General features: G+C 68.4%; 17 protein-coding genes. 13 read left to right on the plus strand and 4 right to left on the minus strand.

Features of this window, described 5'->3' with window-relative positions:
• Positions 1-45 precede the first annotated feature (45 nt).
• Genes VGF12_RS15985 through VGF12_RS16000 form a run of 4 tightly spaced genes read left to right on the plus strand, consistent with a single transcriptional unit; the run spans position 46 to position 6,189 of the window.
• On the plus strand, positions 46-2,556 hold the full coding sequence (locus VGF12_RS15985) for a TonB-dependent receptor (protein WP_331177037.1): 2,511 nt from the start codon (positions 46-48) through the stop codon (positions 2,554-2,556).
• A gap of 44 nt (positions 2,557-2,600) precedes the next feature.
• Complete coding sequence (locus VGF12_RS15990) at positions 2,601-3,854, plus strand: MFS transporter (protein WP_331177038.1); 1,254 nt, start codon at positions 2,601-2,603, stop codon at positions 3,852-3,854.
• Positions 3,851-5,449, plus strand: a complete 1,599-nt coding sequence (gene treF / locus VGF12_RS15995; protein ID WP_331177039.1) for an alpha,alpha-trehalase TreF — start codon at positions 3,851-3,853, stop codon at positions 5,447-5,449. Before VGF12_RS15990 ends, treF begins: the two co-directional genes overlap by 4 nt.
• 56 nt (positions 5,450-5,505) lie before the next feature.
• Positions 5,506-6,189, plus strand: a complete 684-nt coding sequence (locus VGF12_RS16000; protein WP_331177040.1) for a CAAX prenyl protease-related protein — start codon at positions 5,506-5,508, stop codon at positions 6,187-6,189.
• 106 nt (positions 6,190-6,295) lie between these two features.
• Here the strand turns inward: VGF12_RS16000 and VGF12_RS16005 are convergent, their stop codons facing one another.
• Entirely contained in the window at positions 6,296-7,093 is a 798-nt protein-coding gene (locus tag VGF12_RS16005) for a helix-turn-helix domain-containing protein (RefSeq protein WP_331177041.1), read from the minus strand.
• A 125-nt stretch (positions 7,094-7,218) separates the two neighbouring features.
• On the opposite strand from VGF12_RS16005, the gene VGF12_RS16010 reads away from it, so the two are divergent.
• The 9 genes from VGF12_RS16010 (at position 7,219) to VGF12_RS16050 (ending at position 14,856) form a co-directional block, all read left to right on the plus strand.
• Complete coding sequence (locus tag VGF12_RS16010; RefSeq protein WP_331177042.1) at positions 7,219-8,442, plus strand: amidohydrolase family protein; 1,224 nt, start codon at positions 7,219-7,221, stop codon at positions 8,440-8,442.
• Between the two features lie 107 nt (positions 8,443-8,549).
• Positions 8,550-9,017 (plus strand): YiaA/YiaB family inner membrane protein, encoded by a 468-nt coding sequence (locus VGF12_RS16015; protein WP_331177043.1) that lies wholly within the window; start codon positions 8,550-8,552, stop codon positions 9,015-9,017.
• A 16-nt stretch (positions 9,018-9,033) separates the two neighbouring features.
• A complete protein-coding gene (locus VGF12_RS16020) occupies positions 9,034-9,474 on the plus strand; it encodes a hypothetical protein (protein ID WP_331177044.1) in 441 nt (146 codons plus the stop codon).
• On the plus strand, positions 9,471-10,253 hold the full coding sequence (locus VGF12_RS16025; protein WP_331177045.1) for a DUF2145 domain-containing protein: 783 nt from the start codon (positions 9,471-9,473) through the stop codon (positions 10,251-10,253). The genes VGF12_RS16020 and VGF12_RS16025 overlap by 4 nt, the downstream gene beginning before the upstream one ends.
• Positions 10,250-12,148, plus strand: coding sequence for an MFS transporter (locus VGF12_RS16030; protein WP_331177046.1), 1,899 nt, complete (start codon positions 10,250-10,252; stop codon positions 12,146-12,148). The genes VGF12_RS16025 and VGF12_RS16030 overlap by 4 nt, the downstream gene beginning before the upstream one ends.
• A gap of 8 nt (positions 12,149-12,156) precedes the next feature.
• A complete protein-coding gene (locus VGF12_RS16035) occupies positions 12,157-12,408 on the plus strand; it encodes a hypothetical protein (RefSeq protein WP_331177047.1) in 252 nt (83 codons plus the stop codon).
• Positions 12,405-12,662: a hypothetical protein gene (locus VGF12_RS16040; RefSeq protein ID WP_331177048.1), complete on the plus strand. Its 258-nt coding sequence runs from the start codon at positions 12,405-12,407 to the stop codon at positions 12,660-12,662. Before VGF12_RS16035 ends, VGF12_RS16040 begins: the two co-directional genes overlap by 4 nt.
• Positions 12,659-13,399, plus strand: a complete 741-nt coding sequence (locus VGF12_RS16045) for a prolipoprotein diacylglyceryl transferase (protein ID WP_331177049.1) — start codon at positions 12,659-12,661, stop codon at positions 13,397-13,399. The genes VGF12_RS16040 and VGF12_RS16045 overlap by 4 nt, the downstream gene beginning before the upstream one ends.
• The gene (locus tag VGF12_RS16050; RefSeq protein ID WP_331177050.1) at positions 13,396-14,856 is read left to right on the plus strand and encodes a radical SAM protein; all 1,461 of its coding nucleotides are present in this window, start codon (positions 13,396-13,398) and stop codon (positions 14,854-14,856) included. The genes VGF12_RS16045 and VGF12_RS16050 overlap by 4 nt, the downstream gene beginning before the upstream one ends.
• Here the strand turns inward: VGF12_RS16050 and VGF12_RS16055 are convergent.
• The 3 genes from VGF12_RS16055 to VGF12_RS16065 are packed head-to-tail and all read right to left on the minus strand — an operon-like array spanning position 14,822 to position 17,285.
• Positions 14,822-15,331, minus strand: coding sequence for a hypothetical protein (locus tag VGF12_RS16055; RefSeq protein ID WP_331177051.1), 510 nt, complete (start codon positions 15,329-15,331; stop codon positions 14,822-14,824). The genes VGF12_RS16050 and VGF12_RS16055 overlap by 35 nt on opposite strands.
• A gap of 37 nt (positions 15,332-15,368) precedes the next feature.
• Positions 15,369-16,496 carry a tRNA guanosine(34) transglycosylase Tgt gene (tgt, locus tag VGF12_RS16060; RefSeq protein ID WP_331177052.1) on the minus strand — a complete coding sequence of 376 codons (1,128 nt, stop codon included), beginning with the start codon at positions 16,494-16,496 and terminating at the stop codon, positions 15,369-15,371.
• A 42-nt stretch (positions 16,497-16,538) separates the two neighbouring features.
• Entirely contained in the window at positions 16,539-17,285 is a 747-nt protein-coding gene (locus VGF12_RS16065) for a DUF2306 domain-containing protein (protein ID WP_331177053.1), read from the minus strand.
• Positions 17,286-17,386 lie beyond the last annotated feature (101 nt).

The raw sequence follows: 17,386 nt of genomic DNA on the forward strand, positions 1-17,386 counted from the left end.
GCCGCGCCGGCTTTCGGGACACACAACAACCATCGGAGACAACCCATGACCCACGCCGTGTCGCGCGTCGGCGCTCGCCGCCTGCGCCCTCAGCTGATCGCCCTGGCCGCGGCCACCCTCTGCGCCGCCGCCCAGGCCCAGGAAGCCGCCAAGCCCGCCCCCGTCTCGCCAGAAGTGAAGGAACTCGAAGCCGTCGTCGTCACCGGCACGGCGCGTCGCGAGGGCGTGCGCAAGCTGGAAGCCGGCTTCTCGATCACGACCGCCACCGAAGAGCAGATCAAGCAAGCCGCACCCACCAGCACGGCTGACATCCTGAAGACCGTTCCCGGCGTCTTCGTCGAGACCTCGGGCGGCCAGGCCGGTGCCAACATCCGCGTGCGCGGCTTCCCGACGCCGGGTGACGGCCCCTACTCGACCTTCCAGCTCAACGGTGCGCCGCTGTATCACCTGCCCACGCTGAGCTTCTTCGAGCATTCCCAGCTGTTCCGTCTGGACGACACCATCGACCGAATGGAAGTGCTCCGCGGCGGCCCCAGCCCCATCTTCGGCAGCGGCCAGCCCGGCGTGACGGTCAACTTCATCCAGAAGGACGGCCGCAACCCCGAGGCCGGCCTGCGCGTGACGACGGGCACGGGCAACTTGAAGCGCGTGGACGGCGTCTACGCCGGCAAGCTCAGCGACCAGTGGAACGTCATGGTGGGTGGCTTCTGGCGCGAGAGCGACGGTGTGCGCGACACCCAGTTCCCGGCCGACAGCGGCGGCCAGGCCAGCGTCATGCTGAGCCGCAAGCTCGACAACGGCAGCCTGCAGCTCTATGCCCGCGCGCTGCGCGATCGCAATGCCTTCTTCACGGCCATCCCGGTCGTCGGCGGGACGGACGGCAAGAGCGTGTCCAGCTACCCCGGCTTCAATGCCCTGAAGGACTACTTCTACGGCAACGAGCTGCGCAACATCGTGCTGGAGACCGGTCGCGCCACGGGGCGCACGCTCCCCAATGGCCGGCCCGAGATCCAGCGAAGCACGGTGACCAAGGACCTCGCCGACGGCCGCGGCGCCGACGTTCAAACCTACGGCGCCAACCTCGACACCAGGCTGGGCGACTGGACCCTGACCAACAAGCTCAGCCACACGACGGGCGACACGCCGACCTACGCGCTGTTCTCCGGCGCGAATCCGCAGACCCTGTCGAGCTACATCGCGTCGCAGGTGGCGGCGGCCAATGGCGATGCGGCCGTCGTCGCCGCCGCCGGCCGGGCTGCGGTCACCGGCGCGGCGACGTTCGCGAACGGCGGCGGTGCAGTAGCCGGCAGCACGCCCGTCATCGTCAACGGCATGTGGGCCGTCGACAAGGCACTGCGATCCACCAGCAACGAGACCCGCCTGTCTCGCGAGATCGCGCCGGGCAACAACCTCACGGTCGGCCTCTACCTGGCCGGCTACAGCTCACACGACGTCTGGACGCTGGGCCAAGCCCAGCTGATGACGGTGCAGCCACATGCCCGCCTCATCGACGTGCAGCTGGACAATGGCGTCAGCGCCTCGCGCAACGGCTACGTCACGCCACCGTTCTCGTTCAACCTCGACGCCAGCTACAGCGGCAACACCCGCGCCTTCTTCATCGCGGATGAATGGCAGCTCAACAAGGAGCTGCGTGTGGACCTGGGCGCCCGCCGCGAAACCCAGCGCATCACCGGCAGCATCGCCAACGTCAGCAACGGCGACCTGGATGCCGATCCGACGACCCTCTACAACAACAACCTGGCCTACTTCAATGGCACCCACACGCTGATCGACAGCAAACTCACGCGCAACTCCTTCACCGGCGGCGCCAACTACGCCTTCAGCCGCGAGTTCAGCGCCTTCGTGCGCGTCAACAAGGGCCACCGCATGCCCGACTTCGACGTGCTGCGCGGACGCGGTGCCAACGAGAGCCGCGACTCCGTCGAGGACATCACGCAATACGAGATCGGCCTGAAGACCGCCACCAAGCTCTACAGCGCCTTCCTGACGGCCTACGCCAACAAGCTGACCAACTCCCAGACCCAGCAGTTCACCAACGCCGGCAATGTCGTGCTGCGCCCCAACAGCAAGGCCACCGGCATTGAGTTCGAGCTGGCGCTGCGCCCGGCCTACGGCTTCGAGATCGCCGCTACGGGCAACGTCCAGGACGCCAAGTACAAGGACTTCCAGCAGTACAGCGGCAACCGCGTCGAGCGCGCACCCAAGTTCCAGGCTCGCCTCACGCCCAGCTGGCAGACCCAGACCGGCTTCGGCCAGCTGCGCGCGTTTGCCACCTACAGCCACGTCGGGGAGCGCTTCGCCGACCAGACCAACACTCTGAAGCTGCCGGCCTACCGCACCCTCGACGCAGGCGCAGTGTTCTCGATGGACAACGGCCTGGAGGTGCGCCTCACCGGCACCAACCTGACCAACAAGATAGGCCTGACGGAAGGCAACTTCCGCGTGCCTGGTCAGGGTGTGGGCCAGGACGGCGTGTTCCTCGCACGGCCGCTGTTCGGCCGGGCCTACGAACTCAGCGTCGGCTTCCAGTTCTGACGACGCGCAAGATGGCCAGGCCCGTACTCAACGCTGCTCTCGACATGACTCGACCCACATCCCTCCCGGCGGTGCCTGTTTCGAGCGGCAGCCTGCGCATCCGGCTTGCCATCATCCTGACCTATATGTTGTTCGGTGCGCTGCTGAACAGCGTGGGCGCTGTCAATCTGCTGGTCGTGCAAACCCTCGGCGTGGCGCGCGCCGACGCCGCGCTGCTGGACGCATGGAAGGACCTGCCCATCGCGATCACGTCCTTCCTCGTCGCCTCACTGCTGCCCCGGCTGGGCCTGAAGCGCTCCATGCTGCTGGCCGTCGCGGCCGTCGGCGCGGCATGCCTTGCGATGCCAGCGCTGGCAGCCTTCTGGGCCATCAAGCTGCTGTTCTGCACGCTGGGTGCGGGGTTCGCACTGGTCAAGGTGTCGGCCTATTCCATGATCGGTCTGGTCACGCAGGACCGCGCCGGTCATGCACGCTTCACCAACCTGCTGGAGGGCTTGTTCATGGTGGGCGTGCTGGGTGGCTTCTTGCTGTTCAGCCAGGCTGCGCTTGCCGAAGGTCGGGGCTGGCTGCAGGTCTACCCGCTGCTGGCTGCACTTGCCGCTGGCGCCTTTGTGCTGCTGCTGATCAGCCCGCTGGATGAAGGCCCCATCCAGTCGCCGGACACGACGCTGCGCGAAGACCTCGTCGCCATGGCGCCGCTGCTGAGACTCTCCCTGGTCGTCGTCTTCCTGCTGTCGGCCTTCCTCTACGTGCTCATAGAGCAGGGCATCTCGACCTGGCTGCCCAGCTTCAACAACGAGGTGCTGCACTTGCCCACGGCCATGAGCGTGGGCCTGGCGGTCATCATGCCCGCCACCACCGCACTGGGCCGGCTGACCAGCGCCGCCGTCATCGGCCGCCTGGGCTGGTTCAAGGTCGTCATTGCCTGCCTGGTCGGCATCGCGGCCCTCATCCTCATCGCGCTGCCTCTGGCCAGGGGCGCCCAGCCGCTGGGCAACGCCATCGGCTGGCTCAACGCCCCACCCGCTGCCTACTTGCTGCCTGCCACGGGCCTGCTGCTGGCGCCCATCTACCCGGCGATCAACTCCGCCATGCTCAGCGCGTTGCCGCAGCGCCGGCATGCCGCCATGACCGGACTCATCGTCGTCTTCTCCGCCCTGGGTGGCACGCTGGGCAGCTTCATCACCGGCCGCCTCTTCGTCGCCTTCGACGGCACCACCGCCTTTGGCTTGCTGCTGGTGCCTGTCGTGGCGCTGGCCCTCTCGCTGGCCCGGTTGCGCCGGCATCTCTCGTCATGACCCCCTCCTCCACGCGCCCCGGCGACCTCTTCGCCGCCGCGCCCATCCATGCCGTCACACCGGCCCGGGCCACGGCCGCCACGCCCCATGAGCTGTACGGCGAGCTCTTTGTCGCCGTGCAGATGACACGCGTCTTCGGCGACGGCAAGAGCTTCGTCGACGCCCGCCCCCGCAGTACGCCCGAGCTGATCCGCGCCCGCTTCGAGGCCGAGCGCCGCCTGCCTGGGTTCTCGTTGCCGGACTTCGTGCAGGCTAACTTCGTGCTGCCCGGCCACGACGCGGCTGTCGGCCCCCGCCTGGGTCTGCGCGAGCACATCCGTGCCCTATGGCCGATGCTGGTGCGCGAGCACACTCGAGCGCAGGACGGCGAGAGCCTGCTGGCGCTGCCCCAACCCTACGTCGTGCCGGGCGGGCGCTTCCGCGAGCTCTACTACTGGGACAGCTACTTCACGATGCTGGGTCTGGTCGCCGATGGCCGGCGCGACCTGGCCGAGCACCTGCTCGCCAACTTCGCGCACCTGCTGGCCACCTACGGCTTCATTCCCAACAGCAGCCGCAGCTACATGCTGAGCCGCTCGCAGCCGCCTTTCTTCTTCAAGATGGTGGAACTCCTGCATGCCGACGACCCCGCCGCCGGCTTCGCGGCCCACCTGGGCTCGCTCAGGACTGAGCATGCCTTCTGGATGGACGGCGAGGCGGGGCTCGCACCCGGCCAGGCCCACCGGCGCGCGCTGCGCACCGCCGACGGCGCGCTGCTGAACCGCTACTGGGACGATCGCTGCACGCCGCGAGAGGAAAGCTGGCGCGAGGACGTGCTGACGGCCGAGGCTGCGAGAACGGTGACGGGCCGCTCGCCGGCCGACGTCTGGCGTGACCTGCGCGCCGGCGCCGAGAGCGGTTGGGACTTCTCCGGTCGCTGGTGCGCCGACCCCACGGACATCGCCACCATCGAGACCACAGCCCTTGCCCCGGTGGATCTGCAGGCCTTGCTCGCCGGACTGGAAAGCGCCATCGCCCTGGGCGCCGCGCACGACGGCGACGCGGCCACCGCCCGAGCCTTCGAGGCGCGCGCGACCACGCGCCGGCAGTTGCTGCAGACGTGCTTCTGGCGCGCCGATCCCGACGAGTCCGGCGGCCACTTCGCCGACATCAATTGGCGCAACGCGCATGACCCGCGCCCGCTTACGGCAGCGAGCCTGATGCCGCTGTACCTGGGCCTGGCCACGCAACATCAGGCCGACGCGATGGCCGCCCGGGCGCAACGCCACCTGCTCGGTGCCAACGGCCTGCTGACGACCGCGCAAGCCACCGGGCAGCAATGGGACGCGCCCAACGGCTGGGCGCCATTGCAGTGGGTGGCCGTGCAAGGCCTGGCCCGCTACGGCCATCTGACGCTCGCCCGCGAGATCGCCGAGCGCTGGTGCGCCAGCGTGCACCGCGTCTACCTGGCCACGGGGCGATTGCTGGAAAAGTACGACGTGGCCGAGGACCGCCCCGGCGGAGGCGGCGAGTACGAGACCCAGGACGGCTTCGGCTGGACCAATGGCGTCTACGTGGCATTGAAGCAGGGTCTGCTGAACGACGCGGCCCCCTGAGGCTTGGGGGTCGCGCTCGGTCAGACCGTCATGCCTCCGGGCTAAGCTGCCGCCCGATGTCCGCCGCCCCGCCCGCCCTCAGCCCCGCTGCACTCGCCCGCTGCCTCCCATTCGTCGTTTTCATGGCGCTGCTGGCGCTGCGCGGCTATCTGCCCGCCGACCTCGGCCTGGACGCGCGTTGGATCTACGGTGCCCAGACCGCCATCGTCGCCGGCCTGCTGGCCTGGTTCTGGCGCGGCTATGGCGAGCTGGTACGCCAGAACCTGCCGGATGCCCGCGAGACCGGCTGGTCCGTCGTCATTGGCATTGCCGTCTTCGCAATCTGGGTGCAGCTGGACGCGCCGTGGATGCAGCTGGGCTCGGCCACCGCAAGCTTCGTGCCTCTGGACGCCTCGGGCCAGCTGATCTGGCCGCTGGTACTGCTGCGCCTGATCGGCGCAGCCCTGGTGGTTCCGGTCATGGAGGAGTTGTTCTGGCGCAGCTTCCTGATGCGCTGGGTGCAACACCCGGGCTTCGAGCGCGTTGACCCGCAGACCGTAGGCCTGCGCGCCATCGTGATGTCGACTTTCGTCTTCACCCTGGCTCACACGCTGTGGCTGGCCGCCGTCGTCGCCGGCCTGGCCTATGCGCTGCTCTACCGTCGCACCGGCAAGCTGTGGACGGCGGTCGTCGCGCACGCAGTAACGAACGGGTTGCTGGGCATCTGGGTCATCGCGACCGGCCGCTGGGAGTTCTGGTGAGCCGGAGCAGCGCAGGCGCACGCTTGACGACCCGCAGGCGGCGAACCGGGCCAGCGACGCCGTGGCAGCCATGGCCAGGGCAGGCAGCCTTGGCGGCGCGCCACGCCTAGCCGCCCATCCGGCTCGCTGCCCGCAAACCGCCCATCTCGCCCTTGCGCTGACCCAGGCCCGGTCGCTCCAGGTCCCTGAACGCTTCGAACACCCACGACCGCAGCCCGATGACGACGCTGTAGGGTCGCTTCTCTGCCGACGGCAGCTTCTGGTCCAGCAGGTGCTGGCGCGCGAAGTCGTCGGCCGCGCGCTGCAGCCGCTCGGCCAGCTCCCGCGCATGGCCGGCGCCGAACTCGCCATGCACCAGCGTCAGCAGCTCGCCCTCGCCGTCGAAGCCGCCGGCGAAGAAGTCGGCCATCACGCGCTCGCGGAAGAACTGCATGACGGGGCCTTGCGGCCGCCAGCGCAGCGTCTTGGCGACCTTGAGCTTGTAGCGGTTGTGCGGGCGCAGCTCGATGACCCCCAGCCGGTCCAGCTGTGCCAGCGCCGCGATGGCGTCGGCCTCGGCGACCCGGTAACGCGCCAGCACGTCCTCCAGTGCCCAGTGGCTGAGGCAGCAGATCGCCACCAGCAGCAGCACGGGCGACGCGACGACAGCGCGCTCCTGCTCCAGGCTCAGCTCGCGCAACTCCGGTGCCTGGGACGCCAGCCGGCCGGCGAGCTCGGCGAAGTCCAGCTTCAGCACGCGGCAGATCTCGTCCACGCGCGACAGCGGCATCTCGCCACCCGGCGCCAGCATGCGCTTGACGCTGGACTCTGACAGCGCCAGGGACTGCGCCAGCTCGGCATAGCTCAGGGCTTGGCTCTTCAGCTCGGCTTTGATCAGGGCCACGAGGGATTGCGTGCTCGACATGGGCGCGAACGGTAGCGCATGACGGCACCCGCGGGTGCGCGGGTCGCACCGCGTCGACAAAAACGGAGGCGGCGGGCCGACTCGCCACGAAGCTCGCGGCCCTCGCCACTTCCTACCCCGTCAACATGCTCTACCGACGCCACCTGCTGTGCTGCGGCGCGGCCGCCGGCCTCTTCACGGCGCTCTCCGGCCCAGCCCGCGCCGGCCTGCTCACCCCCTGCCGCGACGGCCTTCCAGAAGCTCTGAGGCCCCTCGTCGAGCGGGCCTTGGCGGGCCTGGACGCAACCCAGCTCTGGGACGTGCATACCCACCTGCTGGGCACCGGGGACTCGGGCTCAGGCTGCACAGTGAACGCCCAGCTCGGCCAGTGGTGGCATCCTGTCGAGATGCTGCGCAAGCGCGTCATCCTCGGCGCCGCCTGCGTGCCGCCGAACGCGCCCAGCGTCGACCGCGCCTATGTGCAACGGCTGCGGGCCTTGGCCGATGATTTCCCGGCAGGTGCTCGCTGGATGCTGTTCGCCTTCGACCAGGCCTGCGACGACGCCGGCCGCGCTCACGCTGCCCACACGACCTTTCACGTGCCCGACGCCTACGCGGCCCGCATCGCCACCGAGACGCCACAGCGCTTCGCCTGGGTCGCTTCCGTGCACCCCTACCGGCCCGACGCGCTGGCCCGGCTGGATGCCGCCCTGGCTGGCGGCGCCGTGGCGCTGAAGTGGCTGCCGTCCAGCATGAATATCGACCTGCGCGACGCGCGGCTGCGGCCCTTCTACGACCGCTTGGCTGCGGCCCGCCTGCCCGTCATCGTGCATTGCGGCGAGGAACGCGCCGTACCCGGCGCCGGCCGCGACCTGCTGGGCAACCCGCTGCTGGTGCGAGCCGCGCTCGAACGCGGCGTTCGCGTCGTCGTCGCGCATTGCGCGTCTTTGGGAAAGGCGCTGGACCTGGACCGCGTGCGGCCCCGCGAGGTTCCCGCGTTCTCGCTGTTCGCGCGGCTGATGGACGAGGGCTGGGGCGCACACCTGACGGGCGACATCTCCGTCGTGCTGCAGACCAACCGCAGGCCCGAGGTCGCTCGCACCCTACTGACGCGCGAGGACTGGCAGACGCGCCTGATGCACGGTTCGGACTATCCGCTGCCCGGCATTCCCGCCGCCGTGCGGTTGCCAGCGCTCGTTCGTGCCGGTCTGCTGGACGCTGCCGACGTGACACCGCTGCAGGCCCTGCGCGAGCACAACCCGCTGCTGTTCGACTTGGCTCTGAAGCGCCTGGCCCGATGGCGCGGCGCCCGCCTGTCGGCGGCGGTTTTCGCGACCCGCCCTCACTTCCAGCGGCCCACGGGCGCATGAAACGCTACTTCCCGGCGCTTGCCATGCGTCTAGGAACTATTCCCGAACACGGCTGCCCCGGCATCGCGCAACATCGCGCCCATTCCACAAGCAAACAGGGAGTTGACATGGCTTCTGCCTCGCACGTCCGCCGCGATACCAGCGCGTGGCGCCTTCAGGTCTGGGTCTCGTTCGGCCTCAGCCTGATGCTGTGCGGCTCGGGGCTGGCCTGGTTGCCTGGTCAGGACTTGGATCGCGCCTTCATGGTCATGGGCTATGTGTTCTGCCTGTCAACCGCCTTTGCGTTGGCCAAGTTCATCCGCGACAACCAGGACCGTCCCGTCGACACGCCGATGTGGCGCATCGTCGTCTGGGCCGGCTTCGCCCTCGCGATGGGGCTGACGGCGTGGGGCCTGTGGCGCATGGACGTGCAGCCGGTGTGGAAGGCCTACCTGCTCGTCTGCTGGCTCTACCTGATCTCCAATGTCTTCACGCTGGCCAAGATGCTGCGTGACGCCCACGAGACGGACCTGCTCGAAGCCCGCCTGCAGGGGCGCCGCGAGGCCGCGATGCAGGCCGGCATTGACGCCCCGTAACCCGAAGGAGCACTTGATGAAACGCATGATTGCCGCCACCGGCCTGTGCCTGGCGCTGAGCCTGTCGGCCCTGGCGCACGACAACCCGTCCGAGGCCAGCGCCGCACTGTCGATCGCGCCGGTGGCGCTGTCGGTCGGCGCGGTCAGTGCCGCCGGCGTCGCACTGAGCGCCCTGCCCGTGGGCATCCTGTCGGCGGGTGTCACGCTGGTGGTCGTCAGCGTCGAGGTGGTCGGGGGCGCCACGGTCTGGGTGCTGGAGCGTGCCTCGGACGGCGCGCGCATCAGCATCAAGACCACCGGCAAACTGGCCGCGGGCCTCGTCGTGTCCACCGGCGCGGCCGTCACGGTGTCGGTCATCGGCGCCGGTACGCTCATCTCCGCCGCCGGCGAGGTCATCGCCTTCATCCCCAACGAAATCGGCAAGGCGCTGCTCTACAACGAGCAGGTGAGCCGTTGAAGCTGGCCGTCGTCATCGCGGCCCTGGCCATCGCCACGGCGGCCCAGGCAGGCCGTCCCTGCGACGACAGGCAGCCGACGCCGCGAGAGATCGAACAAGGACTGAATCTCGCGCAGGCCACCGCCCGCCAGTTGGATGCCAGCGGTGCCCAGGTCGCCATCCTCGCTCGTGCGGGACAGGACCTGAGCAAGTACGGGCTGCGCTGGTCGCACCTCGGCTTCGTCTACCGGGACACGAACCAGCAACCCGCGGCTTGGCGCGTGGTGCACAAGCTCAACCACTGTGGCAGTGACCTCGCCGCGCTCTATCGCCAGGGCCTGGGCGAGTTCTTCATGGACCGCCCCTACCGCTACGACGCCGCGTTCGTGGTGCTCAAGCCCGAGCTGCAGCAGGCGCTGCTGCCCGTGCTGACGGACAACGGCCGCGTCGCGCAATTCAACGAGCGCCGCTACAGCATGGTGGCCTATGCCTTCGGCACCAAGTACCAGCAAAGCAACCAGTGGGTGCTGGAGACGCTGGCCGGCGCCGCCGCGCCCGGCATCATCAGCCGACGCGCCGCGCAGGACTGGTTGCAGGTCCAGGGCTACCAGCCCACCGACTTGCATCTGTCCACGCTGACCCGCCTGGGAGGACGGATGACCCGCGCCAACATTGCCTTCGACGATCATCCGAGTGCGCGCCGCTTTGCGAGTCACATCGACACGGTCACCGTGGACTCGATGTTTGCCTGGCTGCCGCGCGCAGGCCTCGCGCAACCTACTCAATTCGTCCAGCAATGAGCACAGAGCATCCCAACCAGTTCGCCCTGCTCGGCCAACGCCGCTTCGCCCCGTTCTTCTGGACGCAGTTCCTCGGCGCCGCCAACGACAACGTCTTCAAGTTCGCGTTCACGCTGATGATCACCTACCAGCTGCAGCTGGACTGGCTGCCGCCCAGCCATGCGGGCCTGGTCATCGGTGCGCTTTTCATCCTGCCCTACGTGCTGTTCTCGGCCACCAGTGGCCAGCTCGCCGACAAGCATGACAAGGCGCGACTGATGCAGCTCGTTAAGAGCCTGGAGATCGCCATCATGGCCATTGCGGCCTGGGGCTTCTATGCGGCCCACGTGCCGGCGCTGCTTGCCTGCGTGTTCCTGATGGGGCTGCACTCGACGCTGTTCGGTCCGGTCAAGTACGCCTACCTGCCGCAGCAGCTGAGCGAACGGGAGCTGACCGGCGGCAACGGCATGGTGGAGATGGGCACCTTCGTTGCCATCTTGCTGGGCCAACTGCTGGGGGGCGTGCTGGTGGACACGCCGGTCGTCGGCCCGCAACACGTGGCCTGGGCCTGCTTGGGCCTGGCCATCCTGGGCCGTGCGACCGCACAGGCCATTCCCGCCAGCCCGTCGACCGACCCACATCTCGTCATCAACTGGAACCCCTTCACCGAGACTTGGCGCAATCTCAAGCTGGCCCATGAAGGGTTGGCCGTATTCCGCTCACTGCTAGGCATCTCGTGGATGTGGTTCTTCGGCGCGGTGTTCCTCAGCAACTTTCCGGCCTTCGCCAAGGAGGTGCTGCACGGCAGCCCGCAGGTGGCGTCGCTCCTGCTGGCGGTGTTCTCCATCGGCATTGGCATCGGCTCGCTGCTGTGCGAGATGCTGTCCAAGCGCCACGTCGAGATCGGCCTGGTGCCGCTGGGCGCCCTGGGCATGAGCGTATTCGCCATCGACCTCTACTTCGCCGCCTCCGGCCTGCCCGCGGCCGAGCCCTACAGCGTGGGGGCTTTCCTCGGCGTGGCGGCGCACTGGCGCGTGCTGGCCGACCTGACGCTGCTGGCCCTGTTTGCCGGCCTCTACAGCGTGCCGATGTACGCACTGATCCAGCTGCGCGCCCAACCCACGCACCGTGCCCGCATCATCGCGGCCAACAACATCCTGAACGCGATCTTCATGATCGCCAGCTCCATCATCGCGGGCGCCATGCTGAGCGCGGGCCTGACGATCCCAGAGGTGTTCCTCGCGGTCGGTATCGCCAACGCCATCGTTGCGGCCTACATCTTCCTCATCGTGCCCGAGTACCTGCTGCGTTTCATCGCCTTCGTGCTGACGCGCCTGGTCTACCGCTTCCGAATCGTTCACGACGATCGCCTGCCGACGAGCGGCCCAGCCGTTCTGGTCTGCAACCACGTGTCCTTCGTCGACGCCGTGCTGCTGATGGCCGCCAGCCCGCGCCCCATCCGTTTCCTCATGGACCACCAGATCTTCCGCATCCCGGTGCTGGGCTGGATGTTCAGGTTGGCCAAGGCCATCCCGATTGCCCCGCAGAAGTCCGACCCGGCCACCTACGAAGCTGCATTTGCCACCGCCCGCGCGGTGCTGGAGGACGGTGAGATGGTCTGCATCTTCCCCGAGGGGGGCATCACCCGCGACGGCGAGCTGCAGCCCTTCAAGGGCGGCGTCATGAAACTGGTGGAGGGTCTGCCGGACGTGCCCGTTATCCCGATGGCATTGGGCAATTTGTGGGGCAGCTTCTTCTCGCGCGTGGAGGGCGGCCAGGCCATGGTCAAGCCGTTGCGGCGCGGGCTCTGGAGCCGGGTCAGCCTGACGGTGAACGAGCCGATGAGAACCGCCGACGTGACGCCGGATGCCCTGCGTGAACGCGTGGCTCGCCTCTTGAGCGCACCGACGGTATGAGCTCCGGCGTGCCCCCGACGCGCGCACTGCCGGTCCTCGGGCTGATGATGTCCGCGCTGGGTTTCGGCACCATCAGACTGCGCGGCAGCGACGTCACGTTGATCTCCAGACCCGCGCCGTTGCAAGATCAAGGTGCCCTGGGGGTGCTGCCGGCCTTTTCCGTGCCCTGCCTGATCGCCAGCATCGTCATGGTCGAGGCTTGCGGCGCCAAGAGCTGGCATTCAATGACTCAATTCCGACTGGAGGATGCCCTGTCATGAGCGACACCGATTCCAAGTTCTGGCGCTTTATCGCGATCGCCTTCCTGGCGATAGGCACGTTGGGGTTCGGGCTGGCAGGTCTGTGTGGCGCAGCCTTCACGGTCATGTCCTTGCCCGATCTGCTGTCCCCCCAAGCCGGCACATATGCCGGTGCAGCGCTGGTCATCGCCGTACCCAGCCTGCTCATCGGTGGCGGCCTGGCTTGGGTCTGTGGCCGCGCCCTCTACAAGTACAGCCGGCGCGACAACGTTTGATCGCCGACACCACCACCGCGGCATGGGTGCACAGCGCCTTCGCCTGGGCCGGCATGGCACTGGGCGCGGCGATGTGGCGCCGCACGCTCGGGCAGCAGCAGCGCGGCGGCGTCCTGGCACGGGGCAACTTCGGCGTGGTGGTGGGCCTGCTGCTGGGCGCCGCCCTCGGCAACAAACTCGTCTTCCTCATCGAACGGCCCGATGTGGCGCTGGCCATCTGGCAGGGTGGCCCGCTCATCCTGCCGGGCCAAAGCATCGTCGGCGGCCTGCTGGGTGGCCTCATCGGCGTGGAGCTGGCCAAGAAGCTCACTGGCCAGACGCGCAGCACCGGCGACGCGATGGTGCTGCCCATCGCCGTCGGTCTGGCGATCGGCCGCGCCGGCTGCTTCCTCGCCGGACTGCACGACGACACCTACGGCCTGCCGACCACAGCCCCATGGGGCGTGGACTTCGGCGACGGCCAGGCGCGCCACCCGACGCAGCTCTACGAAATCGCCATCGTGCTGCTCTTGGGCGTCGCGCTGCACCGCGCCCGCTTCGCCACACCGGGCTGCGCGTTCAAGCTGTTCCTGAGCAGCTACCTGCTGTGGCGCTTCCTCGTCGAGTTCCTCAAGCCGGTGCCGGTGGCCTGGCCGCTGGGTCTGTCCGGCATCCAGTGGACCTGCCTTGTCGCGCTCGCCGTGTACGCGCCGTTCGTCGCGCGCGCCTGGCACCAACCGGCCCCTGTCACGCCATGAACCGCAAGAACCGCCCCTATCTGTTCTACGACACGACGCAGTCGGTCTGCACAACCTGCCTGCGCCATGTCGAGGCCAAGATCGTCATCAAGGACGACCATGTCTTCATGGACAAGTGGTGCCCCGCCCACGGCACCGAGCGCGTGATCGTCAGCGACGACGCCGCCTGGTACCGCCAGTGCCGCGAGGTGTTCGTGAAGCCGCCCGAGATGCCTCAGCGCTTCGCGACACCGATGCAGTACGGCTGCCCCTACGACTGCGGCCTGTGCCCCGACCACATGCAGCACAGCTGCCTGTCCATCGTTGAGATCAGCGACCATTGCAATCTGCGCTGCCCCACCTGTTACGCGGCTTCGGGGCCGGAGCGGCTCACGCACCGCTCGCTGATGGAGGTCGTCGCGATGCTGGACGCCATCGTCGCCAGCGAGGGAGAGGCTGATGTCGTGCAGATCTCCGGCGGCGAGCCAACGCTGCATCCGCAGTTCTTCGACATCCTCGACGCCGCAAAGGAACGTCCCATCAAGCACTTGATGGTGAACACCAATGGGTTGCGCATCGCCCAGGACGCGGCCTTCGCCGAGCGTCTGGCAGGCTACGCGCCGGGACTGGAGGTCTACCTGCAGTTCGACTCGCTGCGGCGCGAGGCGCTGATGGACCTGCGCGGCGCCGACCTGCGAGGCCCGCACGAGGCGGCGCTGGCAAAGCTGGATGCTCTGGGCCTGTCGACAACCCTGGTCATGACCGTCAAGCGCGGCGTCAACGACGACGAGATCGGCGACGTGATCCGCCACGGGCAGCGCTACGGCTGCGTGCGGGGCGTGACGCTGCAGCCCATCCAGAATGCCGGCCGCGTCGAAGCCTATGACGCCGCGCGACATCGCCTCACCGTCAGCGAACTGCGCCGCCGCATCGCAGAGCAAAGTGGCGTCTTCACCCTGGCCGACGTGCTGCCGGTGCCCTGCAACCCGGACACGCTTGCCATGGCCTACGCGCTGCGCGGCCCGGAGGGCCTGGTGCCACTCACGCGCTATCTGGATGCCGCCACGCTGCTGTCCGGTGACCGCAGCACCATCGTCTTCGAGGGCGACCCGACGTTCAAGTCCCAGGTCTTCAAGCTGTTCTCGACCAACCACTCCCCCGAGAGCCAGTCCAATTGCCTGTCCGAGCTGCTGTGCTGCCTGCCCAGAATCGACGCACCGCGCCTGAGCTACCGCGACGTCTTCCGTGTCCTCATCGTGCAGTTCATGGATGCGCAGTCGCTGGACATCCGCGCGCTGAAGAAGAGCTGCATCCACATCGCGCGTCCCGATGGCCGGCTCATCCCCTTCGAGGCCTACAACCTCTTCTATCGTGACGAACGCCAGGCCGAGCTGGCCCTGATCCGCGCCGAGATCGATGCCCAGCGCGAGCGGCGGCTCCAGTTCAGGGCTGGGGCGGCGCCGCTCGTGCGCGCCTGAAAAGGCGCTTCACGCGCAGCTTGATGGCCCGCGCCGCGCGCCACACGCCGCTGGCGCGCACCCAGGCCAGCAGCTCGGCCTTCCAGGCCGTCCAGCGTCCATAGAGGCGGGCGAACCAAGCCAGTTGCATCAGCGCTGGCTGGATCAGCTGGAACAGCCAGGCCAGCAAGGCAGTGCCGCCCACCTTGGCCGCGACGATGACGCCAACGCCCAGCGCCACGCGTCCGCTGGCCACGAGCCAAACGGCCAGCAGCTTGATGGGCAAGATGAGCAGGCTGGGCAGCACCAGCACGACGAAGGCCCAGCGCGGTGGCAGGCGCTTGAGCAGGGTCTCGACCTGCCGGATCACCGGCAGCTTCGCGATCAGCGCGAATACGCGCCGCAGCGGCTCCCAGCCCCATTCCTCAAAGAGGATGAGCAGCGCAAGGACGACCCGGAGAAGCCAGCGCAACGGGGCGAGCAGCAGTCTCAGCATGCCGTCATGTTGGGGCCGTCGCGGCCATCAACAAGCCCTAGATGCCGCGCGCCCGATCCGCATGGAACTGCGCCCGCCAGGCCTCGAAGCGACCCGCATCCAGCGCGTCGCGGATCTCCTGCATCAGGTTCAAGTAGTAGTGCAGGTTGTGCACACTGGTCAACATGGGGCCCAGCATCTCGCCGCAGCGGTCCAGATGGTGCAGGTAGGCACGGCTGAATCCCGTGCAGCATTCGCAGGCACAAGTCTCGTCCACCGGCTTCTCGTCCGCCTTGTAGCGCGCGTTGCGCAGCCGCAGGTCGCCGAAGCGCGTGAACAGATGGCCGTTGCGCGCGTTGCGGGTGGGCATCACGCAGTCGAACATGTCGATGCCCTGGCTGACGCCTTCCACCAGGTCTTCCGGCGTGCCCACGCCCATCAGGTAGCGCGGCTTGTTGGCCGGCAGCTGGTGGCCCGTGTGTTCCAGGACGCGCTGCATCTCCGCCTTGGGCTCGCCCACGGACAGGCCACCGATGGCATAGCCCGGCAGGTCCAGTTCGGCCAGGCCCGCCAGCGACGCGTCGCGCAGGTTGGTGTACATGCCACCCTGCACGATGCCGAACAGCGCGTTGGGGTTCTCCAGCCGGTCGAACTCGGCGATGCAGCGCTTGGCCCAGCGCAGGCTCAGCTCCATCGACTGTTTCGCCTCGCGCTCGGTCGTCAGCACGCCCTTGCTCTCGTAGGGCGTGCACTCGTCGAACTGCATGACGATGTCGGAGTTCAGCGTCGTCTGGATCTGCATGCTGACCTCGGGCGTCAGCAGCAGTTTGTCGCCGTTGACCGGCGACGCGAACTTGACGCCTTCCTCGCTGATCTTGCGCATGGCGCCCAGCGACCAGACCTGGAAGCCGCCGGAGTCGGTCAGGATGGGCTTGTTCCAGCTCTCGAAGCGGTGCAGGCCGCCGAACTGCTTGACCACGTCCAGGCCCGGCCGCATCCACAGGTGGAAGGTGTTGCCCAGGATGATCTGCGCGCCCATCTCGTTGAGCGAACGCGGCGTGACGCCCTTGACCGTGCCGTAGGTGCCCACGGGCATGAAGATGGGCGTCTGCACGACGCCGTGGTTGAGCGTGAGCGTGCCGCGGCGGGCGCGGCCTTCGGTCTTGAGGAGGTCGAACTTCAGCATGGGACGCGAATTGTCGCAGCCAGGGCCGCGCCCGCCGCAGGTTCACAAGCGCGGCAGCCACATCCCCATCGTCGCGCCGAGAACGCCACCCGCCGTCGCCAGGCTGGCAATGCCCAGCAAGACCGCCACGGCCCAGCCGCGCGAGCGCAGGTAGATCTCCAGCACGGCCAGCGGCAGCAGGAACTGCGCGAAGGCCAGCACGGTCAGGAAGGGGCCGGTGAAGCTGGCGGGGTCGAACCCGACCGGCCGGCGAAACACCATCAGCCACAGCATCAACCCCACACGGAAGAACCACACGCCGTTCGCCGCGAGAAAGAGGCGCAGCGCCCAGCGCCGGTGCGTGGCGAAGTCGCGCACGCGCGCCGCGCGCCAGGCCAGCAGCGCGAAGCCGATGATGAGCAGGGCATTCAGGCTCATGCCCAGGTGCTGGCTCAGGTCGCCCACGGTGCCGCGCACCCACAGCAGGTACAGCCCGCTGCCGCTGCCCAGCAGCGCGCCCATCATGAAGACGCGGCCCACGCCGCGGTGCACGGCCGGCAGGCGCCGCCGCAGCGCCGGGATCAGCTGCAGCACGCCGCCCGCCGTCATCAGCAGCGCCAGCAGCAGATGCAGGCTCAGCATCGCATTGCCCAGGCCATCGCCGGCCACCCATTTGGACTGGCCGGGCCTGCCGCCCAGCGCCGCGACGCCATAGGACACGGCGATGTAGCTCGCAAAGATGGCCAACCCGGTGGCGGCGACGAGGAACCACAGGCCTGCAGCGGCCGAGGCGGGTTGGCGAGCGCTCATAGTGGACAAGGCGGCCTCTGGACGGAGTTGCGATGCGACGCGGATTCTTCCGGGCCATGCTGGCGCCGTCGCGCGCGCGCCGACCAACTGCGCGGCCGGCG

This window comes from Roseateles sp. (assembly GCF_036404855.1).
Taxonomy (GTDB): domain Bacteria; phylum Pseudomonadota; class Gammaproteobacteria; order Burkholderiales; family Burkholderiaceae_C; genus Pelomonas.